General features: G+C 62.9%; 24 protein-coding genes, 1 pseudogene and 1 riboswitch. Of the genes and pseudogenes, 23 read left to right on the top strand and 2 right to left on the bottom strand.

Annotated elements, in window-relative coordinates; genetic code table 11:
• The first annotated feature begins 130 nt into the window (after nucleotides 1-130).
• The 4 genes from B015_RS0127815 to B015_RS0127830 are packed head-to-tail and all read left to right on the top strand — an operon-like array spanning nucleotide 131 to nucleotide 4,096.
• Nucleotides 131-1,225 (top strand): ABC transporter ATP-binding protein, encoded by a 1,095-nt coding sequence (locus B015_RS0127815; RefSeq protein WP_018431048.1) that lies wholly within the window; start codon nucleotides 131-133, stop codon nucleotides 1,223-1,225.
• Nucleotides 1,215-2,120, top strand: a complete 906-nt coding sequence (locus B015_RS0127820; RefSeq protein WP_040457338.1) for an ABC transporter permease — start codon at nucleotides 1,215-1,217, stop codon at nucleotides 2,118-2,120. Before B015_RS0127815 ends, B015_RS0127820 begins: the two co-directional genes overlap by 11 nt.
• 9 nt (nucleotides 2,121-2,129) lie before the next feature.
• A complete protein-coding gene (locus B015_RS0127825) occupies nucleotides 2,130-2,960 on the top strand; it encodes an ABC transporter permease (RefSeq protein WP_018431050.1) in 831 nt (276 codons plus the stop codon).
• A 5-nt stretch (nucleotides 2,961-2,965) separates the two neighbouring features.
• On the top strand, nucleotides 2,966-4,096 hold the full coding sequence (locus B015_RS0127830; RefSeq protein ID WP_018431051.1) for a P1 family peptidase: 1,131 nt from the start codon (nucleotides 2,966-2,968) through the stop codon (nucleotides 4,094-4,096).
• Between the two features lie 97 nt (nucleotides 4,097-4,193).
• Here B015_RS0127830 and B015_RS33960 read toward each other — a convergent pair whose 3' ends face one another.
• Complete coding sequence (locus B015_RS33960; protein ID WP_245262426.1) at nucleotides 4,194-4,676, bottom strand: hypothetical protein; 483 nt, start codon at nucleotides 4,674-4,676, stop codon at nucleotides 4,194-4,196.
• Here B015_RS33960 and B015_RS0127840 point away from each other — a divergent pair.
• The 12 genes from B015_RS0127840 to B015_RS0127895 all read left to right on the top strand — a co-directional run bounded on the left by B015_RS0127840 (nucleotide 4,657) and on the right by B015_RS0127895 (nucleotide 18,472).
• Complete coding sequence (locus tag B015_RS0127840; protein ID WP_018431053.1) at nucleotides 4,657-5,817, top strand: enolase C-terminal domain-like protein; 1,161 nt, start codon at nucleotides 4,657-4,659, stop codon at nucleotides 5,815-5,817. The genes B015_RS33960 and B015_RS0127840 overlap by 20 nt on opposite strands.
• Nucleotides 5,818-5,853: 36 nt before the next feature.
• On the top strand, nucleotides 5,854-7,026 hold the full coding sequence (locus B015_RS31735; RefSeq protein ID WP_040457341.1) for a Xaa-Pro peptidase family protein: 1,173 nt from the start codon (nucleotides 5,854-5,856) through the stop codon (nucleotides 7,024-7,026).
• Between the two features lie 131 nt (nucleotides 7,027-7,157).
• Nucleotides 7,158-8,597, top strand: a complete 1,440-nt coding sequence (locus tag B015_RS0127850; protein WP_018431055.1) for an amidohydrolase family protein — start codon at nucleotides 7,158-7,160, stop codon at nucleotides 8,595-8,597.
• A 66-nt stretch (nucleotides 8,598-8,663) separates the two neighbouring features.
• Nucleotides 8,664-8,766, top strand: a riboswitch (glycine riboswitch).
• A gap of 145 nt (nucleotides 8,767-8,911) precedes the next feature.
• Nucleotides 8,912-10,165 (top strand): D-amino acid dehydrogenase, encoded by a 1,254-nt coding sequence (locus B015_RS0127855; RefSeq protein WP_018431056.1) that lies wholly within the window; start codon nucleotides 8,912-8,914, stop codon nucleotides 10,163-10,165.
• A gap of 9 nt (nucleotides 10,166-10,174) precedes the next feature.
• The gene (locus B015_RS0127860) at nucleotides 10,175-12,379 is read left to right on the top strand and encodes a malate synthase G (protein WP_018431057.1); all 2,205 of its coding nucleotides are present in this window, start codon (nucleotides 10,175-10,177) and stop codon (nucleotides 12,377-12,379) included.
• Nucleotides 12,380-12,689: 310 nt separating this feature from the next.
• Complete coding sequence (locus B015_RS0127865; RefSeq protein WP_018431058.1) at nucleotides 12,690-13,121, top strand: heme-binding protein; 432 nt, start codon at nucleotides 12,690-12,692, stop codon at nucleotides 13,119-13,121.
• Nucleotides 13,122-13,284: 163 nt separating this feature from the next.
• A complete protein-coding gene (locus B015_RS0127870; RefSeq protein WP_026227822.1) occupies nucleotides 13,285-14,373 on the top strand; it encodes an NAD/NADP octopine/nopaline dehydrogenase family protein in 1,089 nt (362 codons plus the stop codon).
• A complete protein-coding gene (locus B015_RS0127875; RefSeq protein ID WP_018431060.1) occupies nucleotides 14,370-15,257 on the top strand; it encodes a dipicolinate synthase subunit DpsA in 888 nt (295 codons plus the stop codon). Before B015_RS0127870 ends, B015_RS0127875 begins: the two co-directional genes overlap by 4 nt.
• Complete coding sequence (locus B015_RS0127880; RefSeq protein ID WP_018431061.1) at nucleotides 15,257-16,603, top strand: amidohydrolase family protein; 1,347 nt, start codon at nucleotides 15,257-15,259, stop codon at nucleotides 16,601-16,603. Before B015_RS0127875 ends, B015_RS0127880 begins: the two co-directional genes overlap by 1 nt.
• Nucleotides 16,600-17,283 (top strand): hypothetical protein, encoded by a 684-nt coding sequence (locus tag B015_RS0127885; RefSeq protein ID WP_018431062.1) that lies wholly within the window; start codon nucleotides 16,600-16,602, stop codon nucleotides 17,281-17,283. The genes B015_RS0127880 and B015_RS0127885 overlap by 4 nt, the downstream gene beginning before the upstream one ends.
• Before the next feature lie 2 nt (nucleotides 17,284-17,285).
• The gene (locus B015_RS0127890) at nucleotides 17,286-17,483 is read left to right on the top strand and encodes a 2-hydroxymuconate tautomerase (RefSeq protein WP_018431063.1); all 198 of its coding nucleotides are present in this window, start codon (nucleotides 17,286-17,288) and stop codon (nucleotides 17,481-17,483) included.
• Complete coding sequence (locus tag B015_RS0127895) at nucleotides 17,483-18,472, top strand: isochorismatase family protein (RefSeq protein ID WP_018431064.1); 990 nt, start codon at nucleotides 17,483-17,485, stop codon at nucleotides 18,470-18,472. Before B015_RS0127890 ends, B015_RS0127895 begins: the two co-directional genes overlap by 1 nt.
• Before the next feature lie 76 nt (nucleotides 18,473-18,548).
• On the opposite strand, the gene B015_RS0127900 is transcribed toward B015_RS0127895, so the two are convergent.
• Nucleotides 18,549-19,904 (bottom strand): cytosine deaminase, encoded by a 1,356-nt coding sequence (locus B015_RS0127900; protein WP_018431065.1) that lies wholly within the window; start codon nucleotides 19,902-19,904, stop codon nucleotides 18,549-18,551.
• A 249-nt stretch (nucleotides 19,905-20,153) separates the two neighbouring features.
• On the opposite strand from B015_RS0127900, the gene B015_RS31740 reads away from it, so the two are divergent.
• The 7 genes and pseudogenes from B015_RS31740 to B015_RS0127935 all read left to right on the top strand — a co-directional run.
• Complete coding sequence (locus tag B015_RS31740) at nucleotides 20,154-20,891, top strand: GntR family transcriptional regulator (protein ID WP_018431066.1); 738 nt, start codon at nucleotides 20,154-20,156, stop codon at nucleotides 20,889-20,891.
• A gap of 22 nt (nucleotides 20,892-20,913) precedes the next feature.
• Nucleotides 20,914-21,381, top strand: a complete 468-nt coding sequence (locus B015_RS0127910) for a RidA family protein (protein ID WP_018431067.1) — start codon at nucleotides 20,914-20,916, stop codon at nucleotides 21,379-21,381.
• Between the two features lie 2 nt (nucleotides 21,382-21,383).
• On the top strand, nucleotides 21,384-22,382 hold the full coding sequence (locus B015_RS0127915) for a GTP-binding protein (protein ID WP_018431068.1): 999 nt from the start codon (nucleotides 21,384-21,386) through the stop codon (nucleotides 22,380-22,382).
• A gap of 333 nt (nucleotides 22,383-22,715) precedes the next feature.
• Nucleotides 22,716-23,708, top strand: coding sequence for an ABC transporter substrate-binding protein (locus tag B015_RS0127920; protein WP_018431069.1), 993 nt, complete (start codon nucleotides 22,716-22,718; stop codon nucleotides 23,706-23,708).
• A 64-nt stretch (nucleotides 23,709-23,772) separates the two neighbouring features.
• A complete protein-coding gene (locus tag B015_RS0127925) occupies nucleotides 23,773-24,546 on the top strand; it encodes an ABC transporter permease (RefSeq protein WP_051092018.1) in 774 nt (257 codons plus the stop codon).
• A gap of 70 nt (nucleotides 24,547-24,616) precedes the next feature.
• Nucleotides 24,617-25,417, top strand: coding sequence for an ABC transporter ATP-binding protein (locus tag B015_RS0127930; protein ID WP_018431071.1), 801 nt, complete (start codon nucleotides 24,617-24,619; stop codon nucleotides 25,415-25,417).
• 125 nt (nucleotides 25,418-25,542) lie between these two features.
• Nucleotides 25,543-26,286, top strand: a pseudogene (locus B015_RS0127935) (NAD(P)(+) transhydrogenase (Re/Si-specific) subunit alpha); the annotation flags it as partial.

A 26,286-nucleotide genomic window follows, 5' to 3' on the forward strand; every position in this document is an offset into this window, starting at 1 on the left:
CGCCCTTCGAAGGCTCGCCTTCGCGGCTCCCGGTTGCGGCTTCTCGTGGCCGTTGACTTGGGTGAATAAATGGTATCCAAATCTCTCAATCGCACAAGCGTTATTTAGATAACAATTCGGGGAACGACGAATGCGAGATTCCATTGTCCGGCTTGAGGGGGCGGCAAAGACCTTTCCCACGCCCGAAGGCCTGAACGTAACAGCGCTCGATGCGCTCGACCTCGATGTCGACCGAAACGAGTTCCTGACCCTTCTCGGCCCATCAGGCTGTGGCAAGACAACCCTGCTTCAAGCGATCAGCGGCTTTGTCGAGCTTGATGCCGGGCGCATCCTCATCGATGGCGTGGACATGACCGCCCGTCCGCCCTACCGCAGGCCCGTCAACACGGTCTTCCAGAGCTACGCGCTCTTCCCACACATGACTGTCGGCGAGAACACCGGCTATGCACTGGAGGTAGCGGGCGTCGCCAGATCCGAGCGGATGAAGCAGGTCGCAGCAGTGCTCGACATGGTCGGACTTGCCGGCATGGAAGGCCGCCGTCCGCGTCAGCTTTCCGGTGGCCAGCAACAGCGCGTGGCGCTTGCCCGTGCCATCGTTGCCCGCCCCAAATTGTTGCTTCTCGACGAACCGCTTTCAGCTCTCGACAAGAACTTGCGCCAGGCGATGCAGATCGAGCTCAAGGCCCTGCAAAGCGAGCTCGGCATTTCCTTCATCTTCGTCACCCACGACCAGCAGGAAGCGCTTACGATGTCGGATCGCGTGGCGGTGCTTTCGGGCGGACGAATCCAGCAGCTCGACACCCCGCGGAACATCTACGATCACCCGGCAAACAGCTTCGTGGCCACTTTCGTCGGGGCCAGCAATCTGTTCGAGGGTCAACTCGACAACGGGCGCCTGGTGACGAGCGAGGGGGTGTCGGTCCGCTACCTGCCTTCGCCCGCGAACGTGTCTGGCGCGGCCCAGGCACTTATCCGCCCCGAACAGTTTTTCATAGCAGAGGAGGGCGAGGCCTGTCCTTACCTTGACGTAGACGTAGAGCAGATCGTCTTCGTCGGCTCATCGTTCGAGTTGTTCGGCCGCACTGCGGTGGGACGCAAGGTCGTTGCTGAAATTCCGGCAAGCCGCCGCCGCTTCATCGGAGAGATCGAGCAGGCTCGCAGAGCCCGGCTGTCCTATGACCCGGCTGCCGTCCATCTCATCAGGTGCGACGCCGATGGCATCTGACCTCTCGCTGGCCAGCCGGCGCCGGATGCAGCTTGCCCTGCTGTTGACGCCAGTATCGTTGTTCTTCGCTGTGTTCTTCCTTGGCCCGCTTGCGATCATGATCGCCACCAGCTTCCTGGCGCCGGGTCTTTATGGTGGGGTGGAGTGGGTATTCTATCCGCACAACTATGGCCGCATCCTCGGCTTCGCCGACCCGGCTTTCGAGGACTTCGACCCGGTCTACATCTCCATTTTCCTTCGTTCGCTTAAGATCGCGGCGTTCACGGTCATTGCCACGTTGCTCGTCTGCTATCCTGCCGCCTTCTGCATCGCCCGGCTGTCGGAACGCTCGAAGAATTTCTGCCTGTTCCTGATCACGCTGCCCTTCTTTGCAAGCCTGATCGTGCGCCTGTTCATCTGGGTCCTCATCCTGCGCCAGACCGGCATCGTCAACGAGATGTTGTTGGCGACCGGCATCATCGATCGCCCGCTTGAACTGATCTACACCGACGGCGCGATCGTGCTTGGAATGGTCTACATCTTCATCCCGTTCATGTTCATGCCGGTCTATGCCAGCGTCGAAAAGCTCGACTGGACGCTGGTGCGTGCATCGCTCGATCTCGGTGCCGGGCCCATCCGCACCTTCTTGCGGATCATCCTGCCGCTGACTGCTCCCGGCATTGCCGGTGGCGCAATCATCGTCTTCATCCCGGCACTCGGAAATTTCGTCGTTCCCGCGGTGCTCGGCGGCGCCAAGGTGATGATGCTCGGCAATCTCATCGAGCAGCAGTTCCTCTCTGCCCGCAACTGGCCCTTCGGTTCGGCCCTGGCGATGATGGTCATGAGCGTCATGCTGGTGATGCTCTTCGTCTATGTCATCGCGACAGGCCGCCGCGGCGCCGATGTCACGAACTGAGGAGACGACATGAAGATCGCTCGCTTTCTGTTCCGCGGCAGCCTGTTTGCCTACACGGCGCTATTCTTCGCCTTCATCTATATTCCGCTGGCGCTGATTGCCGTCTATTCGTTCAATTCCAACCCGGTCAACATGATGACCTGGACCGGGTTCACCACAGAGTGGTACGCACAGGTCCTCGGCTTCAAGACGACCGTCTCCGAAAATGCGCTGTACATCGAGTCAACGGATCAACTGGTCCAGGCCGTCTGGAACAGCTTGATCATAGCAAGCTCCACCACCGCGATCTCGACTGTCCTGGGCACCGCCGTGGCGATCGCCCTCTACCGGTTCGCCTTTTTCGGCAAGCGCTTCTATCGCACCGTCATGTTCATGCCGATGTTGATGCCCGACATCGTGCTTGGCATCGCCTTGCTGATCTTCTTCGTAAACTCGGGCATTGCGCTTGGCTTGTGGACCATCATCATCGGCCAGTGCACCTTCCTGATCTCTTATGTCTTCATCGTCGTGTCGGCGCGGCTGGCGGGCATGGACCGTACGCTTGAAAACGCTTCCGCCGATCTCGGCGCCAATGAGTGGGTGACCTTCCGCAAGGTGGTGTTTCCCCAATTGCTGCCAGGAATAGTTGGCGGCGCGCTGCTGGCCTTCATCATCTCGATGGATGATCTCGTGATCACCTATTTCATCGCCGGCGTCGATGTGACGACGCTGCCGATGTTCATCTTCGCCATGCTCCGCCGCGGCATAAAGCCCGAAATCAATGCCATCGCGGTGATGATGCTTTCCTTCTCCTTCATCGTGGCCTCGCTTGGCCTTTATCTGCGCTCTCGGCAGAAATGACACCCATGACCAATACCAGCTCAGCAATTGCCAAAGCCCGGGCCCGCGATCTCGGCCTGCCATTTACAGGCCGGACCGGTCCGCTGAATGCCATCACCGACGTCGATGGCATCAGTGTTGGCTTCAGGACGATCACCGAGGATACGCCGAGGCCGGGACGCAAGCTCCCGGTGCGCACAGGCGTCACTGCCATCATGCCGCATGCGGCCTCGCCAACGCCCGTGCCTGTTTATGCGGGAGTGCATCGTTTCAACGGCAACGGCGAGATGACAGGCACCCACTGGATCGAGGACGGCGGCTACTTTCTCGGTCCCGTCGTGATCACCAATACCCATGCCGTCGGAATGGCTCACCACGCCACCGTCAAATGGATGCTGGAGCGCTACGCTTCGACATATGACACGGACAGCTTCCTGTGGATCATGCCCGTCATTGCCGAAACCTATGATGGTGTCCTGAACGACATCAACGGCCTGCCGATTACGGAGGCGGATGTCAGGGCTGCGCTCGACAGCATGTCGTCTGGGCCGGTGCAGGAGGGTAACAGCGGCGGCGGTACCGGCATGGTTACCTATGGCTTCAAGGGGGGGACAGGCACGGCTTCCCGCATTGTCGAGTTCGGCGGCCGCGAACACCGGATCGGGACTTTGGTTCAGGCCAACCATGGTCAGCGCGACTGGCTGACGATCCGGGGCGTACCCGTTGGCGAACACATGCGGGACGGCACGCCCCAAAGCCAGCTTGCTGAGCGCGGATCCATCATCGTCGTCATCGCCACCGACCTGCCGATGGCCCCGCACCAGTTGCAGCGGCTGGCGCGCCGCGCGACAATTGGCATCGGTCGTGGTGGCACCCCCGGCGGGAACAACTCCGGCGACATCTTTCTGGCTTTCTCGACGGCAAACAAACAGGCCATGGCACACTGCGCGGCACCAAAGCTGGGCATCGAGATCGTCAATGACGAGAAGCTCGACGCGGTCTACGCAGCGACTGTCGACAGCGTGGAGGAGGCCGTCGTCAATGCGATGCTGGCGGCTGAAGATGCCGGCGGCACGGCCTTTGATCGTTTTCGCATCCAGGCCATGCCACATGATCAACTGGTGGCGTTGATGCGCGATTACGGGCGAATGAAGTAGCCGCCGCTGGCCAACGCGGACACGCCCGCGTTGGGAAGGCCGATTTGAAATAGCGCGTCTGGTCCACGCGCCTTTGCGAACAAACCTGGTGCGGACGTCAGCCTTCGTCTTGCACGCTGACATGCCTTTCAAATCTGTCGAGCAACGTGTGCATCTGCTTACGCGCGGCTTCGAAGGCGGGTGAAGCGGCTCGTGCCGCCCTATCGGCTTCGTATGCTTCCTGTGACGCAAAACTGCATTCCCAGCGCACGTCAGGTCCTGATCCCTCCAGCTTCAGCAGGATGCGTCCGGGCTCCAATCCGAGCTCGAGCCTGATTTCCGTTGCCTTGCGGCGCTGCTCCAGAACGGCCTCTGCCTGACCTTGCCTTGCAAAGTAGTTGGTCGCTTCGACGATCATCTTTCCCTCCCCGTTTTGCTGTCTGCCCTGGTTGATCTCGGTCGTACCAAATTTCGCGAGGCAGGTCGCTTGACATCCAAAAATATGATCATAAAGTGTGATCACACTAGATGATCGCATCGTATAGAGATGCCTCGGCGGTGACAAGGAAAAGGTAAGACCGGTGCCAACGATCAAGTCCATCGAAACGCTCATTGTTCAATTGCCGACGCGGCGCGAGCACAAATGGGCCGGCCTGACCGAGGTCATCGGCCGCTATGTCATGGTCAAGATGACCGACAGCGACGGTCGGGTGGGCTGGGGCGAAGCGCCCGCGCTGAAGGACTGGGGCGGCGAGTTCGGTCGCTATTTCGGCGAGTCCGCCATGATCACCCGCAGCGTCATCGAAACCTATCTGGCGCCCGCCGTCATCGGTCTCGAACTCGGCAATTTCGCCGAGCTGCATGCCCGCATGGACGCCATCATCCGCGGCTATCCCTATTCCAAGGCGGCAGTCGAGTTCGCGGCCTACGATCTGACCGGTCGCTGGCTGAACGTGCCGGTCCATACGCTGCTCGGCGGCAAGGCGCGCGACAAGGTCGCAATCACCCATTCGGTCGGCCTGATCTCGATCGAGGAGGCCAAGGTCGAGGCGGCCAAGCTTGCCGCCGAAGGCATCAGGACGATCAAGGTCAAGATCGGCGTGGACCCGGCGCGCGACGTCAAGATGGTGGCGGCGGTGCGCGAGGCGGCCGGCGAGGCGATGGAGATCTGCGTCGACGCCAATGAAGGCTACAAGACGCCTGGCGAGGCGGTGCAGACCGTGCGCCAGATGGAAAAGTACCGGCTCAAATATGTCGAGCAGCCGGTGATGGGCATCGAGCGCATCGCCGAAGTCGGCCGCCGTATCGATGCGCCCGTCATGGCCGACGAGTCGGCATGGAACGCTCACGACGCCGTCCAGATCATCCAGAACGGCGGCATCCAGATCGTCTCGATCTACACCACCAAGGCCGGCGGTCTCTACAAGGCGATGGAGGTCGGCGCGGTCTGCCGCGCTGCCGGCATCATCTGCAACGTCAACGGCTCGATCGAAACAGGCATCGGCAACCTCGCCAATGTCCAGGTCGCGGCTGCCTCGCCGGCGGCGACGCTGTCCTGCGTCATCCCGATCTCGACGCCGGCCGAGGCGCAACACGGCCAGGTCGGCGGTATCTATTACAAGGACGACCTTCTGGTCCAACCGATGCAGGTCGTCGATGGTGCGGTTGTCGTGCCGTCGGGTCCCGGGATGGGCATCGATGTCGATCTGGCCAAGGTCGAAAAATACCGCGTGCGTGACTGAGCGCCGGTCAAAAAACTCAAGGAGAGGAACCAAATCATGCGGGCAGAAATCGTAGCCAAGCAGGTGAGGGCAATGGCCGAGCATGGGCTCGACGCCATCATCTGCTCGTCGCCCGAGAACTTCGCCTATACCGCGGGCTTCGTCGTGCCGTCGCAGCCGCTGATCCGCCACCGCCACGCGATGACCATCGTCACCGCTGATGGACGCACCGCGATCTTTGGCGTCGACATGGAGGCATCGACCATCAAGCGCCGCCTGCCTGACATGGCGGCCCGCATCTGGGCCGAATTCTCCGACGATCCGATGCTGGTGCTGGCCGACCAACTCGCCGGCCTCGGCCTCGGCAAGGCGCGCATCGGCCTCGAGATGGACTATCTGCCGGCAGGCGACTTTGCCCGCCTGATCGCGGCGATGCCAAGCGCCCGCTTCGAACATGCCGAGCCGATCCTGGCCAGGCTGCGCCAGATCAAGACGGCCGAAGAGATCGCTCTGCTCAGCAAGCTGTCGCGCATCGCCGACCAGGCGATCACAGACACGCTGGCCGTGGTCGATGCCGGCGATTCCGAGATGGACATTGCCGGTCACCTGACCCGCAACGTCTATTCGCTCGGCGCCGAGCACTTCAAGCTTCTGATCGTCGCCACCGGCGAGCGCTCGGTGCTCCCCAATGTTGGCCCGTCCGATCGTATCCTCAAGCGCGGCGACGTCTGCCGCGTCGAGATATTCTCGGTCATCAACGGTTACCAGGCCGGCGTCTGCCGCACGGCCATCGTCGGCGAGGCGCCGCCCATGGCCGACAAGATCTGGGCGCACCTTGTCGAGTGCAAATATGAAATCATGGAGAAGGTGAAGCCGGGCGCCAGCTGCCGCGAGATTTACGATGCCTTCATCGCCAAGCTCGCCAAGCTCAACCTGCCGCCGATTTCCTTCGTCGGCCATGGCATCGGCCTGCATCTGCACGAGGATCCATATCTCGGCCTGACGCCGGTGCTCGGCAAGCCGGGTAGCGATGCGCCGCTGGAGGAGAATATGGTGCTCGGCTTCGAGCCGCTTTGCTACGACACCGGCTATGGCTACGGCATGCAGAACAAGGACATGCTTCTGGTGACGTCGAAGGGCTCGGAGCTTCTGTCCGACTATGCCGACACCGACAAGCTGATCCTCTGTGGCACGGCCAAGCAGGGCAGCAAGGTCAAGGCGGTCGCTTGAGCCAGCGTCGCTTGTGAATTGGCAGCCGGGATGCTTTGTGGCCCGGCTTGCAAAGCAAGACGTCGCTTCGCCGTCACGGACCGGCGACGCGATCTGGAGGAGTCCGTGAGTAGAGCATTGGGTGGAGCCGCATGCGCACGCTGATCGAAAATCTGAACTTCGCTTTCACCGTCGACAAGAACGACACGGTGCTGCGCAATGCGAGCGTGGTGGTCGAGAACGACCGCATCGCCGACATCGGAGCTGCCGGTGAGGTGGCCGCGCGCCATAAGGGCAAAAGCTTCGACAAGGTGATCGACGGCACCATGCTGGGCATGTGCCCAGGCTTCGTCGACAGCCATGTGCATTTGTCGGAGACCCTTTCCCGCGCGGTCTTCCCCGACAATCTCAACACCCGTGCCTGGGTGTTCCACTGGGCAAAGCCCTTCTACGCCCATATCACTGAAGAGGATGAATATTGGGGCGCGCTGCTCGGGATCACCGAGATGCTGCGCTGTGGCACTACCTGCTTCCTCGACATGGGCTCTCAATACGATCCCGGCATCGTCATCCGTGCCATGGACAAGACCGGCATCCGCGGCATCACCGGCCGTCACGCCGCCGACAACCGTCCGGCGGAGTTGCCGCGCGGCTGGACCGAGGAGATGGCCGAGCACCACTTCTTCCCCGATGCGCAGACGGCGCTGAAGGTGCTCGAGGAAAACGTGCTGCGCTACAACAATACGCTCGACGGTCGTGCCCGCTGCTGGGTCAACATCGAGGGCAAGGAGCCCTGTAGTCTCGAACTGCATGTCGGCGCCGTGGCATTGGCCGAGAAGCTGGGCGTCGGCACGACCTATCACCTGGCGACCTCGATCGAGGAGGCCAAGGTCTGCGAAAGCAAGTATGGCTGTTGGCCGATCACCCGTGTCGACAATGCCGGCGGCATCCGCAAGAACCTGGTCATCGCCCATGGCGCGGCGGTGTCGGACGAGGAGGTCAAGCTTCTGGCTGAACGTGGCGCCAGCGTCGCCTTCTGCCCGTGCTCTTCATTCAAACTCGGCAAGGGCGCAACGTCGATCGGCAAGTATCCCGAGATGGTCCGGGCCGGCGTCAAGGTCGGCCTCGGCACCGACGGCGTGTCGGCTGCAGGCAACATGAACCTGATGCGCCAGATGCTGGTCGTCGCCGGCATGTTCAAGGACGCGCGGCTGAAGCCCGACGTCTTCACCGCCCGCGACGCCCTGCGTGCCGCGACCATCGAAGGCGCGCGCGCCCTGATGTGGGACGACGAGATCGGCTCGCTGGAGATCGGCAAGAAGGCCGACTTCATCCTGTTCGATCTCGACCATGTCGAGTGGACACCGTTCTACGATCCGCTGCAGGCGCTGGTGTTCTCTGCGTCGACCGCTTCGATCACCCAGACATGGGTCGACGGCAAGGCAGTCTATGCCGACGGCAAGGTCCAGGGCGTCGACGAGGCCGGCATTCGCCGTAAGGCGCGCGAACTCGCCGCTGCCGCAGTGGTGCGTGCGGGCCTGCACGAGCACGGCGTCGAGACGACTACGACGCTTTACGACGAAGGCAACTGATGGCCAGTCCCTTCCGTGCCTCACGTTGCGGAAGGGCTTGGCACCAGCTATGAAGACACGCGTTCAAGAGGCTGCATGGGAGAGATCGGCCGCTGCAAGATGACACCGGCCGACGCCGACGGAGCAACCCCCCAGGAAACTCTCAGGCAAAAGTGACCATGCAGTTGAACGATCTGGAGAGAGGCGCCACGAGCGTCCACCGAAGGGGAAAGCCGCAGCGGTCGGGCCGGTGCGGTTAAGCTCTCAGGTACAGCGACAGATTGGGGAAAACAGCGGGTTTCGGCCCGCGCCCAACTTTGATCGCGGAGAGTGAAATGCCCCATATTGCCGTTATCGGCGCCGGTATCACCGGCGTCACCACCGCCTATGCCCTTCTGGAACGTGGCTACCAGGTCACCGTCGTCGACCGCCAGCGTTATGCTGCGATGGAGACATCGTTCGCCAATGGCGGCCAGCTGTCGGCCAGCAACGCCGAGGTCTGGAACCATTGGTCGACGCTGCTCAAGGGCCTCAAGTGGATGCTGCGCAGCGATGCACCGCTGCTGATGAACCCCAGGCCGACCTGGCACAAATATGCCTGGCTGGCTGAATTCGTCTCCAACATCGCCAATTATCGCGACAATACGGTGGAGACGACGCGGCTGGCGATTGCCGCGCGCAAGCACCTGTTCGCCATCGCCGAACGCGAGAACATCGACTTCGATCATGTCCGCCGCGGCATCCTGCATTTCTATTGGGACAGACCGAGCTTCCAGCATGCGCTGAAGGTCAATGCGATGCTGGTCGAGGGCGGGCTCGACCGCCGGCCGGTGACGGCTGAGGAAGTAAAGTCGATCGAGCCGACGCTGCATGGCGATTTCCACGGCGGCTTCTACACGCCGTCGGATTCGACCGGCGACATCCACAAGTTCACCTTCGGCCTCGCCAAGGCCTGCGAGCGCCGCGGCGCGCGTTTCGTCTTCGATGCCTCTGTCGACCGCATCGCCAGGGACGGCGTGTTCTGCATCGGCTACACGACGTCAGGTGCCGACGGCCAGCCCGACCACAGGGTCGTCGAGGCCGACGGCATCGTTGTCTGCGCCGGTGCCGCCAGCCGCCATTTCGCGGCGATGCTTGGCGACCGGGTCAACGTCTATCCGGTCAAGGGCTACTCGATCACCGTGCATCTCGACGACGAGCGCAGCCAGGCTGCTGCGCCTTGGGTCAGCCTGCTCGACGACCGCGCCAAGATCGTCACCAGCCGTTTGGGGGCAGGGCGCTTTCGTGTCGCTGGCACGGCCGAGTTCAACGGCATGAACCGCGACATTCGCGATGACCGCGTCAGGCCGCTGGTCGACTGGACGCGCACGCTGTTCCCGGATGTCGACACCAACAGGGTCGTGCCCTGGGCTGGCCTCCGGCCGATGATGCCGAACATGATGCCGAGGGTCGGCAAGGGCCGCCAGCAGGGCGTGTTCTACAACACCGGCCATGGCCATCTCGGCTGGACGCTGTCGGCAGCCACAGCCCAGATGGTCGCGGAAACCATTTCGGGCGAGTTCCGCGCCGACGCTGCGATCGCGGCCTGAACTGGAGTTATGACGATGAACATGATGAACCGGGTTGATGACAGCGTCTTTGTCGACGGCCTTTCGATTTCTCGGGAATTGCACGACTTTGTCGTTGCCGAGGCTCTGCCTGGGACGGGTGTGGATGCGGATGCGTTCTGGTCGGGTTTTGCCGACATCGTGCATGATCTCGGGCCGAAGAACCGGGCTTTGCTTGAGAAGCGCGACGACTTCCAGCTGAAGCTCGACGCCTGGTACCGCAAGCACGGCGCCCCGCACGACATGGCCGCCTACAAGGCGTTTTTGTCCGACATCGGCTATCTGATCCCGGAAGGTCCGGCCTTTGCGGTGACCACCGAGAATGTCGACCCCGAGATCGCCACGGTTGCCGGCCCGCAGCTGGTGGTGCCTGTGATGAATGCGCGTTACGCGCTGAACGCTGCGAACGCCCGCTGGGGTTCGCTCTATGATGCGCTCTACGGCACCGATGCGATCCCCGACAGCGATGGTGCCGAGAAGACCAGGGGCTACAATCCCAGGCGCGGTCAGAAGGTCATCGCCTGGGCCAAGGCGTTTCTGGACGCGTCCGCGCCGCTGACACAGGGCAGCTGGTCGGACGTGACAGGGCTTGCGGTCGAGGGCGGGCAGCTGAAGCTTGCGAGCGCTTCAGGCGCGGTTGCGCTGCGCGACGCAAAACAGTTCGCCGGCTATCGTGGTGCTGCTGCCAATCCCGATGCGGTGCTGCTGGTGAAGAATGGCCTGCATGTCGAGGTCGTGGTCGACAGGGAGAGTGCGATCGGCAAGTCCGATCCGGCCGGCATCTCCGACATGATCCTGGAATCGGCCTTGACCACCATCCAGGACTGCGAGGATTCGGTTGCGGCGGTGGACGCCGAAGACAAGGTTGCCGTTTACCGCAACTGGCTCGGCCTGATGAAGGGCGATCTGTCTGAAACCTTCGACAAGGGCGGCAGGCCGGTTACCCGCAAGCTCAATGCCGACCGTGAGTACACCGGCGCCGATGGCAGGACTGTCTCGCTGCCCGGCCGCTCCTTGATGCTGGTGCGCAATGTCGGCCACCTGATGACCAATCCTGCGATCCACGACCGCGACGGCCACGAGGTGCCGGAGGGCATCATGGATGCGGCTGTTACCGCTTTGATCGCCCTGCACGACGTCGGCGCCCATGGCCGCCGCATGAACAGCCGTGCCGGTTCGATGTATGTCGTCAAGCCGAAGATGCATGGCCCCGAGGAAGTGGCCTTTGCCGTCGAGATCTTCGACCGCGTCGAACGCCTGGTCGGCATGCCCAGAAAGACTATCAAGATGGGCATCATGGACGAGGAGCGGCGCACCACCGTCAACCTTAGGGAGTGCATCCGTGCCGCCAAGGAACGCGTGGTGTTCATCAACACCGGCTTCCTCGACCGCACCGGCGANGAGATCCACACCTCGATGGAAGCCGGCCCGATGGTGCGCAAGGGCGACATGAAGCAGGCGCCGTGGATCAATGCCTATGAGGCCTGGAATGTCGACACCGGGCTCGAATGCGGCCTGTCGGGCCATGCCCAGATCGGCAAGGGCATGTGGGCGATGCCCGATCTGATGGCAGCGATGCTGGAGCAGAAGATCGCCCATCCGAAGGCCGGCGCCAACACAGCCTGGGTGCCGTCGCCGACGGCAGCGACGCTGCATGCCACCCACTACCACAAGGTCGACGTGCACCAGGTGCAGGCCGAGCTGAAGAGCCGGCCCAAGGCGCGTCTCGACGACATCCTGTCGGTGCCTGTGGTCGTTCGTCCCAACTGGACGCCCGACGAGATCCAGCGCGAGCTCGACAACAACGCGCAAGGCATTCTCGGCTATGTCGTGCGCTGGATCGACCAGGGCGTCGGCTGCTCGAAGGTGCCAGACATCAACGACGTCGGGCTGATGGAAGACCGCGCCACCTTGCGCATTTCCTCCCAGCACATCGCCAACTGGCTGCGTCATGACGTCTGCTCGCACATCCAGGTGATGGACTCGCTGCAGCGCATGGCAGCCATCGTCGACCGCCAGAATGTCGGCGATCCGCTCTACCGACCGATGGCGCCCGAGTTCGACCAGTCGACCGCCTTCCGTGCTGCCTGCGATCTCGTCTTTGAAGGCCGCGCCCAGCCCAATGGCTACACCGAACCGGTGCTCCACAAGCGCAGGCTCGAGCTCAAGGCGAAGATGAGCAAACGCGCCGGCTGACCCAGCGGCGTTGAGAGCTGGCGCTCGACGTTGCCCCTCTCTGCCCTGCCGGGCATCTCCCCCTCAAGGGGGGAGATCAGTCGCGTCACCGGCAGTGCCCATCCTGGCCGGCCGAAAGGTGCAGCACCGGAGCCTCGGCGATTGGCCGCGGCGCCGGTGAAGGCCTGATCTCCCCCAGGGGGAGTTTGGCCGCCAGGCCAGAGGGGCGAACAAGCGCCCCGACGTCAGAATCTGCGGACCCGCGTGATCGCTCGAACCGCTAACCAGTGCCCCTAGACCCACAAGCCTCATCAATCCCTTGGAGAAAAACATGACCGAACTGACGCTCGCTGCCGCAAACACCATCATCGCAGCGGCCCTTGCCAAGGGTGCCGAGGCCAGGATGAAACCGCTGACGGTCGCCGTGCTCGACGCCGGCGGCCATCTCAAGGCGTTCCAGAAGCAGGATGGCGCCTCGATGCTGCGTTATGAGATCGCCTCAGGAAAGGCGTATGGCGCGCTGGCAGTCGGCATGGGCTCGCGCTGGCTCGACCAGACGGCGAAGGAGCGGCCGCACTTCATGGAAGGGCTCAACGCCGTTTCCGGCGGCCGCATCGTGCCGGTTCCCGGCGGCGTGCTCATCCGCGACGCATCAGGCAAGCTCCTCGGCGCCATCGGCATCACCGGCGACACCTCTGATAACGACGAACTCGCGGCCATCGCAGGTATCGAGGCAGCGGGGCTCAGGCATCAGGCTGCTTGAAAGACGGAAGCGCATTCTTACGCTTGACAATTCCCAGTGTGATCATAAAGTGTGATCAAACTGATTGATGGCAATCAATTGGCGCGAGGAACGGGGAGGAGTACCTGTTCCCAGCATGACGTCGTGCGGCCGGCAGGTCGTACCTCGGCCCCCGGAGGAGAAAATGAAAGTTGCAGTATTAGGCGCGGGTGCGGGCGGTGCAGCCTCGGTCGCAGAATTGGTCCAGGCCGGGCACGACGTGCACTTCTGGGCGCGGTCGGCGGAAACGCTGGAGCCGCACATCAGGTTGGGCGGCGTCGCCTATGAAGGTAAGCTCGGCGAGGGCGTCGCAAAGCCGGCGCTGATCACCACCGATCTCAAGGCGGCGATTGCAGGCGTCGATGTCGCTGTCGTCGTGCTGCCGACCTTCTCGCATTCGGCCATCGCTTCGGCGCTGGAGGCTGCCGGCTGGTCGTCGAGCAGGCCGGTTGTGCTCAATCCCGGCCACACCGGCGGCGCGCTGGAATTCGCCGAGACTTTTTCGCGCACAGGTCGTGCGGCACCTCCCGTCGTCGAATTCTCGACGCTGACCTATGTCGCGCGCAAGTACCGCCCGGACGGCGTCACCGTGTCAGGGCGCGCCAAGCAGCTCAAGGCCGCAGCGCTCAAGGGTGGGGCCGAGGTGCTGGAGATCGCCGGCAAGCTCTATCCGGGCCTCACGCCTGTGGCCGACGTGATCGCGTCGGACCTGTCCAACGTGAACATGATCCTGCATCCGCCGGGTGCTGTTCTGGCAGCGGCCTGGGTCGAGGCGACGGGTGGAAACTTCACCTTCTACGTCGACGCAATGACCCCCGGCGTCGCCCGCGTCATGAAGCAGCTCGACGACGAGCGTCTGGCGGTCGCCAGGGCCTTTGGACATGATCTGCCCAATCTGGTCGAGGAGATGAAGCTGCTCGGCACCGTCGAGGCCGACGTGACCGACACCAGCGATTTCCGCGCCGCGATCGCGGGCGGCGAGGCCAACAAGCGCATCAAGGGCCCGGATTCGCTCGAATACCGCTACTACAAGGAAGACTTCGGCCACGGGCTGCTGCCGTTCCTCGAATTCGCCAGGATTGCCGGCGTCGATACGCCTGTGGCGCATTCGCTCTACAGCTTGGCACAGATCGCCGTCGGCACCGATTACCGCAAGGGCGGCCGCACCGCCGAGGCAATGGGCATCGCCGGCATGACCAAGGCCCAGGTGATCGAGAAGGTGAGAGCGAAATGAGCTGGAACAACACCACCATCGCCGTCGTTGCCGGTGACGCCCGCGAACAGGAAATCGCCCGTTGTGCAGTGCGCGCCGGCGCCACCGTCCGTGCCTATGGTTTCCCATGGCCTGACGAGGGCATCGAAGGCGTCTACCACGCCAAGGACGCCGCCGATGCGCTCAAGGGGGCCGACATCGCCCTGTTCCCGATCCCCGGCATCACCGCGGAAGGCGCGCTGTTTGCGCCGAAGTGCCCTGAGAAGATCATCCCGACCCGCGAGATGCTTGATGGTATGAACAAGCCTGCTCATATCATCCTCGGCTGGGCCGACGCCAATCTGAAGGCTCATTGCGAGGCCCTCGGCATTACGCTGCACGAGTATGAATGGGACGTCGATCTGATGCTGCTGCGCGGCCCGGCGATTGTCGAAGGTGTGCTCAAGGTGATCATCGAGAACACCCAGATCACCATCCACAAGTCCAACATCTGCCTGGTCGGGCAGGGCACAATTGGCTCGCTTTTGACCAACACGCTGGTGGCGCTCGGCGCCCATGTCCATGTCGCTGCGCGCAATCCGGTTCAGCGTGCAGCGGCTTACGCCGCAGGCGCGGAATCGCTGACGCTCGAACAGTTGCCCGAATTCCTGCCCAAGATGGACATCGTCATCGGCAGCGTGCCGAAGCGGCTGCTCGATCGTGACCAGCTGAAGCTGTTGCCCAAGCACGCGCTGCTGGTCGATGTCGCGGCGCCGCCCGGCACCATCGATAGGGAGGCGGCTGCCGAGCTGGGGCTGAAGGCGATCTGGGCTCGCGGCATGGGCGCTCGCGCCCCGATCACCGTCGGCCGCAGTCAGTGGAGCGGCATCTCGAGGCGCATCGAAGGCATTTTGGAGCAGAAGTGATGAAGGCGGATCTGGTCATCAAGAACGCGCGCGTGGTTCGCCACGACGGCGAATTCCACGGCGGCGTCGCGGTCAAGGACGGCAAAATCGTGCTGACCGGAGCCGACGAGGTGCTGCCGGACGCAACCCGCACCATCGATGCCGAGGGCAAGGTGCTCATGCCGGGCCTGATCGACCCGCATTGCCATCTCGGCGTGAAGTTCCCCTATCCTGAGGACATGCGCACCGAGACGGCGGCAGCTGCCTCAGGCGGTGTCACCACCGCGCTGCTCTACATCCGCAACCTCAAGGAATCCTATCTGCCGTTCTACGAGGAGCGGAAGGCGCTGGGCGAGGAGAACTCGGTCATCGATTTCGGCTTCCACTTCGGCATCCAGCGCGAGGAACACATCGCCGAAATCCCCGAGATCGTCGCCAAGACCGGGGTGAAGTCGTTCAAGTGCTATTTCGGCTACGAGCCAGACAATCCGATCGGCATCGTGCCGGCGACGGATGGCTGGGTCTATGCGGCGATGCGCATCCTGTCGAAGATTCCCGGCGGCGTGATCAACGTTCACTGCGAGAACACCCAGATCGCCTCGTGGATCAAGAAAGAGATCGCCGCGACCGGTCGCCAGGACCTCGGCGCTTACACCGAATCGCGTCCGGCCTTCTGCGAGGTCGAAACCATCAGGCGCATGATCTTCCTCGCCGAGAAGACCGGCTGCTCGCTGCATCTGGTGCATACGTCTGTCGGCATGGGCCCGGTGCTGGCCGCCGAGGCGCAGGCGCGCGGCGTGCATGTCACCGTCGAGACCTGCCCGCATTACCTGACGCGCACCTGCTATGACGAGGATCTGGACATGCGCGCCAAGATCTCGCCGCCGCTGCGCGATCGCAACGAGCTCGAAGGCCTGTGGGCCGGCATGCTCAACGGTTCGGTCTACAGCCTGGGCACTGACCATGTGCCCTTCCTGCCCAAGAAGCTTGAGGACCTGTGGACGGAATTCCCCGGTGTCGTCAGCTTCCCATGGGAGCTGTCTTTGATGCTGCATTTCGGGGTGCACCAGCGCGGGCTGCCGCTCAGTCGCCTGGTCGAGCTCAACTCGTTCAACCCGGCGCGCCGCTTCGGGCTGTGGCCACGCAAGGGCCATATCGATGTCGGCTTCGATGCCGACCTCGTGCTGGTGGACCTCGACGAGGAACGCACGGTCGCGCACACGGGCAAGGGCACCTGCATCTATGAGGGCTGGAAGCTTAGGGGATGGCCTGTCATGACCATCGCCCGCGGCGACGTGGTCTACGAAAACGGCGTGGTTGCCGAGAGCAACTATGGCCGCGGCCGCTGCGTGACGGTGCCGTCATGACCCAAGGGGTCTCCGACCAGCTCGACCTGGCCGGCCGCATCTCGCTGGCACCGACGCGTCTGCCGGTGCGCGAAGCGGTCGACAGGATCGTCGCTCGCAAGGCGACGATCCGCCAGGAGAGGTTGTCGGGGATCCATAACCCATGGGGCCACTGCATCGGCCTGACCGATCCCTGGAGCTTTCTCGACCTGTGCGAGAGCGATCTTGTGATCGACGCCGCGATAAAGATCATCGGAGCTGACGTTATCCTCTGGGACAGTGAGCTGTTCGCCGAAGTTGGTCACTACGGCGAGTTTGTCGCCCAGGGCCGTGAAGGCCGCTACTGGCCGGTGACGCCGCTGGCGGGCGTCGTGGTGCTGGCGGCTGTCAGTAGGGAGAAGCCGGTAATCAAGGCAGTCCGGCTGGAGGAGATAGATCCCGACGTGCTCGCCGGTTTCGACCCGTCGGAGCCGCTCTACGTCGTCAGGCTGATGCCGGCGACGAGCCGCTTCGAGCGCGATCCGAACCATCCGGCCAACCGTGCCTGCATGGAAGAGCAGGTGCTGGTCAATTATTCGAACCGCCCGTTGTGGCTGCTTTCGGGCGCCGATCGGGCCAACAACGATCTGGTTTCGGGTTTTGCACCCGCCGTGCCCGTCTGGGCCTCCGGTGCCATGCCCAGCGAAAGAGAGGAGAAATAGCAATGCCGTTCGTCGTCGTAGAGATGTGGGAGGGGCGCACTGTCGAGCAGAAGCGCAACCTCGTGAAAGCCATCACCAAGGCCATGGTCGAGGAGGCCGCCTGCAAGCCCGATCACCTGCATGTGGTGATCCATGAGACGCCCAAGGACAGCTGGGGTCGCGGCGGCGTGCTCGGCATCGACATGGTGGAGCACAAGTGATGGCGCTCGACGTTCTCGACTATCGCAAGTCGGCGCTTCTGGTCATCGACCTGCAGAACGCCTTCATCCATGAGAAGGGCACGCTCGGCGTCTCGGGCGTCGACACCAAGCGCCTGTCGGCGATCGTGCCGCCGCTGGCCAAGCTGATCAAGCGCTGCCAGGACACCGGCATCCCTGTCATCTGGACGATGCAGGAGCATTTCGCCGTCGACCAGAACCGCGCCAAAAAGAAGCTGCTCGGCCACACCGCCCGCCGCAAGCAGGTGTCGGCGCTGGCCGGCAGCTGGGACGAGCAGATCATTGACGAGCTGAAGCCGCTGGCCGATTTCGATCCGGCCTTCGTCATCCGCAAGCATCGCTTCGGCGCCTTCTACGAGACGCGTCTCGAAATGATGCTGAAGATGCTCGGCACCCAGCATCTGTTCGTCACCGGTGCGACCACCAATGCCTGTGTCGAAACCTCGATCCGCGAGGCCTATCTGCGCGACCTCGACGTGATCGCGGTCGACGACTGCGTGTCGGGTGTCAACGCCGAGTGGGAAGCCACCGCCAAGCAGGTGTGGAAGCAGTATTTCTGCGAGATCGCCCACTCGTCCGAAGTGCTCGACTGGATCGGCGAACAGGTCAAGCCGCGCGTCACCAACTACGGCCACCAACTGATCATGGTCAACGATATCGAGACGTCGGTGGCCTTCTACACCAACCAGCTCGGCTTCACGATCCGTCCGGCCAAGCCGCTGGCCGACGGGCGTCCGTTCACCGCCTTCCATCAGGGCATCGCGCTGATCCACGGCAAGGCCTCTGATCATCGCCAGCTCGATCACATCGCCTTCGAGGTCAACGACGTGCGCGCCATGGATGCCAGGTTGAAGAAGGCAGGCGTGAAGTACTACACCGACCTGCATGATGGGCCTTATGGCCTGACGATCTATATCGCCGACCCCGACGGCACCAAGGTCGAACTCTATCAGGTCGGCGCCACGGCCTGACCCGTTCGCGGATATTCATGCAAAAAAGCCGCCGGTTTTCGGCGGCTTTTTTCTTGGTGCCTGACGTCGCCTCGGCTCAATCGAGCGCCAGGCCCTCCAACTGGTCGAGTTCGGCATAGGCGGGCAGGGAGGTCGAAAGCGGTGCGCCGTCGCGGATGACGATGCGGTTGCTCTCCGCGCGCGACAGCACCTCCGACCAGCTGCGGCCTTCGCAGAGGATGAAGTCGGCCGGCTGACCCTCGGCGATGCAGCCCTTGCCCATCATGCCCATGATCTCAGACGGAGTTGTAGTCACGGCACCGATCCAATTACCGGTTGGGTGGTCGAGATGCAGTACACGCGTGCCCAGCCGGAATGTTTCGAGCATGTCGAGATCACCATAGGAGTGGAAGGGGTCGCGGGTGTTGTCGGAGGCCAGCGCTACCGGGATGCCGCGATGCTTCATCTCGTGCAGCAAAGTCACGCCGCGCCATCTGGGGGTTGTGCCGTTACGGCGATCCTGGAGATAGAGATTGCATGTTGGCAGCGACACGACGGCGACGCCTGCTGCCGCGACCGTGTCGAGCGTGGCATCGACGACTGCTTTCTCTTGCATCGCCAGCGAACAGCAGTGACCCACCAGCACCTTGCCGCCGAAGGAGGAGCGTAGCTTGGCCTCGGCGATGCGCAGCAATGCGTCGGCTGCGGGGTCCGCAGTTTCGTCGGCGTGGAAGTCCAGGTTGAGACCATGGCGGGCGGCGGCGGCAAACATGCGGTCAAGCAATTGGTCGATGTCGGGGGCGGGATAGGCAACCGCCCCCAGTGTGCCACCCGCAGCAGCCATTCGCCGCGCCACGCCATCGAGAAAGATGTCGTCGCGGGCCATGTCGATGGGGAACAGGCATGAGGCCTGCAGGTCGATGCGACCGCGCCAATGCTGCCGGAGTTCCATGAACATCGGCCAGGAAATGGCGTCTTGCGGCGGTTGCGAGTCGATGTGGGTGCGTATAGCCGAGGTGCCGTAGTGGAAGGCCGAGCGCAGGGCGAAATCCATGCGCATGAAGACGTCTCCGGCAGACCAGTTGGCGGTCCGATCGGCGCGGGTCGCGGCCAAGGCTCCTTCGAAGGTCCCGTTCGCTGCGGGCGTGCGCGCCAGGATATGGCCCTTGTCGAGATGGGTGTGGCAGTCGACGAAGGTGGGCAGGGCGACGCGGCCGCCTACGTCGATGATGCCTTCGCTTGTTTCGGTGGAGCTGCTGCGCGCCGCAGTTGTTGCCAATATCCTGCCGTGCTCTACAGTCAGGTCAGCAAGAAAGAACCCTGGGGCGTCCATGGCACCTGTTCTTGTCACTGCACTGTTGAGGCGCACGTTGCGCAATATGTACCGGCCCGTCTTGGCGCCGCCGGCGATCCTTTCGCGCAAGGCGGCCTGGTCGACGACGGGTGCAGTCATTGGCGAAACTCCGGAAGGGCTGTGGTGACGGCTGCACGCTTTGCGCGACGCTGGCTATCCTGGCGAAACGGCGTGGCAGTTAAAGGTTGCCGTTTTCGTTAAGTTCATTTATTGATCACAATATGAGATCACAGATCGCGGCCTGTCAACTTCATGCCCCCGGCCGGTGCGACTGCAAGAGATCAGCGGGAAAGGCTGTTCCTGTCGGATCGCAAAACTCGAATAAAAGAGACGGAGGCTAAAGACAGGATGCGGATCGAAAAGCCGGAAATCGAGCCCAACGGCGAGGGCGCAAAGCCCGCGCGTGGGCATGTGCACGAACACGTGCTGCGCTACATGCGACGTGGATTGATGGTCGGCGCGTTCCTGCCCGGCCAGGTGATGAGCCTGCGCAAGCTGGCCGCTGGTCTCGGCACCAGCCCGATGCCGGTGCGCGAGGTGCTCAGCCGCCTGGTTGCCGCCAATGCACTCGAGGAAACCAAGGGTGGCTCGGTGCGGGTGCCGAGACTCAATCCGGAGAAACTGAGCGATCTCTTCGCCGTGCGCGAAATGCTCGAGGGCATGGCGACCGAACTTGCAGTCAAGAAGGCAGGGCCGGAGCTGATCAGCGAACTTTCGGCGATCAACAAGCAGCTGCTGACGGCAATCGAGAAGCGCGACATCCTGAACTGCCTGTCGTTCAATCAGAAATTCCACTTTACGCTCTATGAGGCGGCCGCCTCGGAAGTGCTGATGCCGCTTATCGAGTCGCTGTGGCTGCAATTCGGCCCGACGATGTACATGTCGTTGTTGATCCCTTCGATGCCCTGGAATGCCTCCGATCACGAGGACATCCTGGCAGCGCTCAAGGAAGGCAACGCGGCGGCGGCCAAGAAGGGCATCGTCCACGACATCCGTACCACCTGCAAGGCGCTGCTCAGCGTCGCCGGTCCACAAGGGTTGGAGCTGCCCTTCGCCCACGGTCCTGAGCTGCAATTCGATTACTGATTTTCTCTGGGAGGAGCTCGCGATGGCGGGAAAGATCGAAGACAAGCTGGCGAGCCTGGGAATCTTGCTGCCGGCAACGACGGCGCCGCTGGCCAATTACGTTCCGGCACGCCGCCACGGCGGCCAGGTCTACATTTCCGGCCAGGTGCCTGCTGAAGGCGGCAAGGACAAGTTCACTGGCAAGCTTGGCTCCGACTACTCGGTCGAGGAAGGCCAGGCCGCGGCGCGCCTGTGCGCCGTCAACATCCTCGCCCAGCTCAAGCAGGCGCTTGACGGCGATCTCGATCGCGTCGTCGGCGTCATCCGCCTTGGCGGCTTCGTCAATGCCGAGCCCGACTTCAGGGATCATCCCAAGGTCATCAACGGTGCCTCCGACCTGATGGTCGAAGTGTTCGGCGACGCCGGGCGCCATGCCCGTGCCGCCGTCGGCTGCTACTCGCTGCCACGCAACGTGCCGGTCGAAATCGACGCGATCTTCGAGGTCAACTGATCATGTTGCCTACCGCTCCCGTGTCGGATGACAGGATTCCGGTCCATGTGCTGACCGGCTTCCTCGGCAGCGGCAAGACAACCTTTCTCAGGCATCTGCTCGGCGAGCCCGATCTCGCCGACACCGCGGTGGTCATCAACGAGTTCGGCGAAGTCGGGCTCGACCACCTGCTCGTCCGCGAAGTCTCCGAAGACGCGGTGCTGTTGTCGTCGGGCTGCCTGTGCTGCGCCGTGCGCGATGACCTTGTCTCGACGCTTGCCGATATGCTCGAGATGGTCCGCCGCGGCGAGGTGGCGCCGTTTCGCCGTGTCGTGGTGGAGACCAGCGGGCTTGCCGATCCCGCACCGATCATGCAGGCCGTCATGAGCGACCTCAAGCTCAGGCGCGGCTATCGTGCCGGCATCATCGTTGCGACCGTCGACGGTGTCGGCGGCGCCGGGTCGATCGTCCAGTTTGCCGAAGCCGTGCAGCAGGTGGCATTGGCCGACTGTGTCGTCGTCACTAAGTCGGACCTTGTCGAGCCTTGGCGGCTCGATGCGCTCCAGCTCGACATCGCCAAGGTCAATCCGTCGGTCAGGCGCCTTGTGTCGAGTAAGGCAAGCAAGCCGCGTTCAGCCGAAGTCTTCGACCACCCCGACGAGTGGCAGCCGCGTCATATCGAACTCGCCGATGTCCCGATGGCAGGCAAGCACAGCGCCGGCGTCGAGACCTTCACCGTCACCGTCGACAAGCCGGTCGATTGGCCTGCCTTCGTCGACTGGCTCGAATTGCTGCTGGCCGGCCGTGGCCAGTCGATCCTCCGGGTCAAGGGGCTGCTCTCGGTCAAGGGCGATCCTCGACCTGTCGTTATCCATGGCGTGCAACACGTCGTGTATCCGCCCGAGTATCTGCCGCGGTGGCCCGAGGGGTCCGAAGGTGGCTGGCTGGTGTTTATCGCCCGCGATCTGAGCCTGCAGGCCATCGAGAACTCGCTGCCCAGCACTTTTGCAGCGGCTCACTAAGCTACATCTCTTGTCATCAAATTTTTGCGACCGGCTGCGACCTCGCTGTCGATCTTCGCTTCCACGCAGGTTGCGGCGACGCGACGCGTGGTGAATCCACGAGCGATTTCCGATGCTTGGACAAAGCGTCGCAAAGGACGTCGTGAGTGGTGCGACGATCCGAAAATCCTGGTCGCCGCATCCCGATTCATTGCTTGACAATCACCAAATGTGATCACACTATGAGATCAAGAATTGAGGTTGAGGGTAGGAGCCTCGGGTTCGGTTCTTGGGGAGAGAGGCAGGCCTTCGGGCCAATTGGGCGCTGGAGGGCGTCCGTTAGGGAGGAGTGATATGTTGTACGCCACAGGTGTCATTCGCGGTGCCGCGCTTGCCGCGACAGCCGCCTTCGCCACGCTCATGGCCAGCCAGAGCGCCATGGCCGAAGACGTGAACGTCCGTTTCAGCTGGAAGCTCAAGGGTGAGTACGGCTTCTTCTATCTGGGTGAGCAGAAGGGCATCTACAAGGATGCCGGCGTGACCTTGAAGCTCGGCGAAGGTGCCGGCTCGCAGGCCGCACTCGGCTCGCTCATCCAGGGCCAGGAAGATGCTGTCATCCTGCCCGGCATCTTTGCCATTTCGGCAATCCAGAAGGGCATGCCGGTCAAGATCATCGCGCTTTATCAGCCGGAGTCGCCGATTGCGCTGATCTCGCATCCCGACAAGGCGGTGAACACGCCCAAGGATCTCGAGGGCAAGACCATTGCCCATGCCGTCGGTGAGACCGGCACCTCCTATCTCGGCGCCTTCTGCGAGATCAACAAGATCGACTGCAGCAAGGTCTCCAAGGTCCAGATGGACTCGCAGTCGCGCGTGCCGCAGTTCCTGCAGAAGCAGGTCGACGTCGTCAGCGTCTACAAGACCAATGACCTGCCGGTGCTCGAGGACAAGACAGGCCAGAAATTCCCGACGCTCGACCTGACCGAATTCGGTCTGGCCGTGCCCGGCATGGCGGTTGTCGCCAGCGATGACGGCATCGCCAAGAAAGGTCCGGCGCTCAGGAGCTTCCTGGCAGCCAATGCCAAGGCGATCGAGTTGACCCGTGCCGATCCGGCTGCCGCCACTGCGGCGCTCAAGGCCGTCTGGCAGGCGGGTCCTTCCGATAAGGTCGTGCAGGAGCAGATCGAGGCAACCTCGGCATCGATCCATTCGCCTACCGGTACGCCCACCGGCTACATCGACGAGAAGGCGATCGCCGACGCGCTCAAGCTGATCGGCAGTGTCGAGGAAATCGGCGATGCCAAGCCGATCTCGGCTTTCTATACCAATGAACTTCTGACGCAGTGAGGCTACGGTGGCGAGTACGGATGTAATCGGCGCCGATCGCGCGCAGGCAAAACAAGGCAAGAAGATGAGCAGGAAAAAGTCGCGAGGACCCTGGCTTGAGCGTTATTCGGCGCTCATCCTCGCAACCATATTGCTTGGCGCCTGGCAGGTGCTGGTTCCGTTGTCGGGCCTTTCGGAATTTGTCCTGCCGACGCCGCTGGCCATTGCCAAGCGCATCGTCAATGAGCTTCCGCTGCTCGCCACCCATGCCTACGTCACCTTGTTCGAGGTCGTCGCCGGCTTTGCCATGGGCGTGTTGATCGGCATTCCCCTGGCGCTGTCTATCTTCTATTCGCGTGCCTTCGAGCGCGCCATCTATCCGATCCTGGTGGCACTGCAGACCGTGCCCAAGGTGGCGCTGGCGCCGCTGCTGGTGCTCTACCTCGGCTATGGCTGGGCGCCAAAGATCACGCTGGCCTTCCTGATCTCGTTCTTCCCGATCGTCATCTCGACAGTCGTCGGCCTGCAATCGCTGGACAAGAACCTGGTCAATCTCGTCCGCTCGATGGGCGCCAGCGAATGGCAGACCTTCTTCAAGGTTCGCCTGCCGGCGGCATTGCCGAACATTTTCGGTGGCTTCAAGGTTGCGGTGTCGCTTGCCGTCATCGGTGCGGTCATCGGTGAATATGTCGCCGCCGAACGCGGCCTCGGCTACCTGCAGCTCCAGGCCAACTCGCTGTTCGACACGACGCTCAACTTTGCCACCGTGGTCACCATCTCCGGTCTCGGCGTGATGCTGTACTTCATCATCGACACCATCGAATCCCGCGTCACCTACAAGCGCGACGCCGCCAAGTAGCCACGCCACAAGCAATCAGCCGGTCGCCGGTGCGGCCGAGCAACGACAACAGGTTCAGTGAGGCAATCCCATGAGTGCCACTACCCAGACGGGCGCGGCGGTCGACATTTCGCGGCTTTCCAAGATCTACAAGACGCGCGAGGACGACGACGTCCTCGCTCTCGACAAGATCGATCTCAAGATCGAGCCCGGCAGCTTCGTTGCCGTTGTCGGGCCCAGCGGCTGCGGCAAGAGCACGCTGCTGTCGTTGCTCGCCGGCCTGACCGGCGCCTCGACCGGAACGATTTCGATCGACGGCGACGGCGTCAGCAAACCGCATCCCAAGACCGGCGTGGTCTTCCAGTCGGATCTTCTGCTCTACTGGCGCACGGTGCTCGACAACATCCTGCTGCCCATCGAGATCAAGAAGCAGGATGTGGCGAAGTTCCGGCCCCGCGCCGAGGAGCTGCTGGCCCAGGTCGGTCTCGCCGGCTTCGGCAACAAATATCCCTCGGAGTTGTCGGGCGGCATGCGCCAGCGCGTCGCGATCTGCCGGGCGCTCATCCAGGAACCGGGGCTGCTTCTGATGGACGAACCGTTCGGCGCGCTCGATGCCCTGACCCGCGAGCAGATGATCATGGACCTGCAGGCGATGTGGCTGCGCCTGCGCAACACGGTGCTGTTCATCACCCACGGCATCGACGAGGCCGTGTTCCTGGCCGACCGGGTGCTGGTGATGTCGCCGCGCCCGGGCCGCGTCGACCTCGACCTCAAGATCGATCTGCCGCGTCCGCGCCAGTGGAGCAGGACGCACGAAGACAAGGAATACCACGCCTACGTTCGCCAGATCCGGGCGATCTTCGAGGCCAAGGGTATTCTCGTCGCCCATTAGAGGCGACGCCTCAAGATCGCCTTGGTCGGAGCGACCGCAGGGCAAAATCTGCAACAGCGGCAAACGGAATTTGAGCGCCGCCGGGACGTGTCCCGGCGGACGAGTTTTTGCGCGGAGAGGGACAGATGTCCGGAACCATTTTCATACCAAGAGAGATTGATCCGATTGAGGGTCGTGTTGGCGGTTCGCCGGAGACGGTGAAACGCCTGGCGGCACTTGGCTTCGATGTGATTGTCGAGGCTGGGGCAGGGACCTTGTCGCGCATCACCGATGCCGATTACCAGGCTGCGGGTGCAAAGATCGGCAAGGCTGCGGATGCGGCCAAGGCCGATGTGGTGCTGAAGGTGCGGCGGCCGAGCGAGGCCGAGCTCAAGACCTACAAATCGGGCGCTGCCGTGCTCGCCACCATGGATCCTTATGGCCATGACGCGGCGGTCGCGGCGATGGCCAAGGCAGGCGTGACCGCCTTTGCCATGGAGTTCATGCCGCGCATCACGCGTGCCCAGGTGATGGACGTGTTGTCGTCGCAGGCCAACCTCGCCGGCTACCAGGCCGTCATCGACGGTGCCTCCGAATATGACCGGGCGCTGCCGATGATGATGACCGCTGCCGGCACGGTGCCGGCGGCCAAGGTGTTCATCATGGGTGTCGGCGTCGCCGGCCTGCAGGCGATCGCCACCGCGCGCCGCATGGGCGCCATCGTGACGGCCACGGACGTGCGTCCGGCGGTCAAGGAACAGGTCGCCTCGCTCGGCGCCAAGTTCCTCGCCGTCGAGGACGAGGAGTTCAAGGCCGCCGAGACCGCTGGCGGCTACGCCAAGGAGATGTCGAAGGAGTATCAGGCCAAGCAGGCGGCGCTGACTGCCGAG

This window comes from Hoeflea sp. 108 (assembly GCF_000372965.1).
Lineage (GTDB): Bacteria > Pseudomonadota > Alphaproteobacteria > Rhizobiales > Rhizobiaceae > Aminobacter.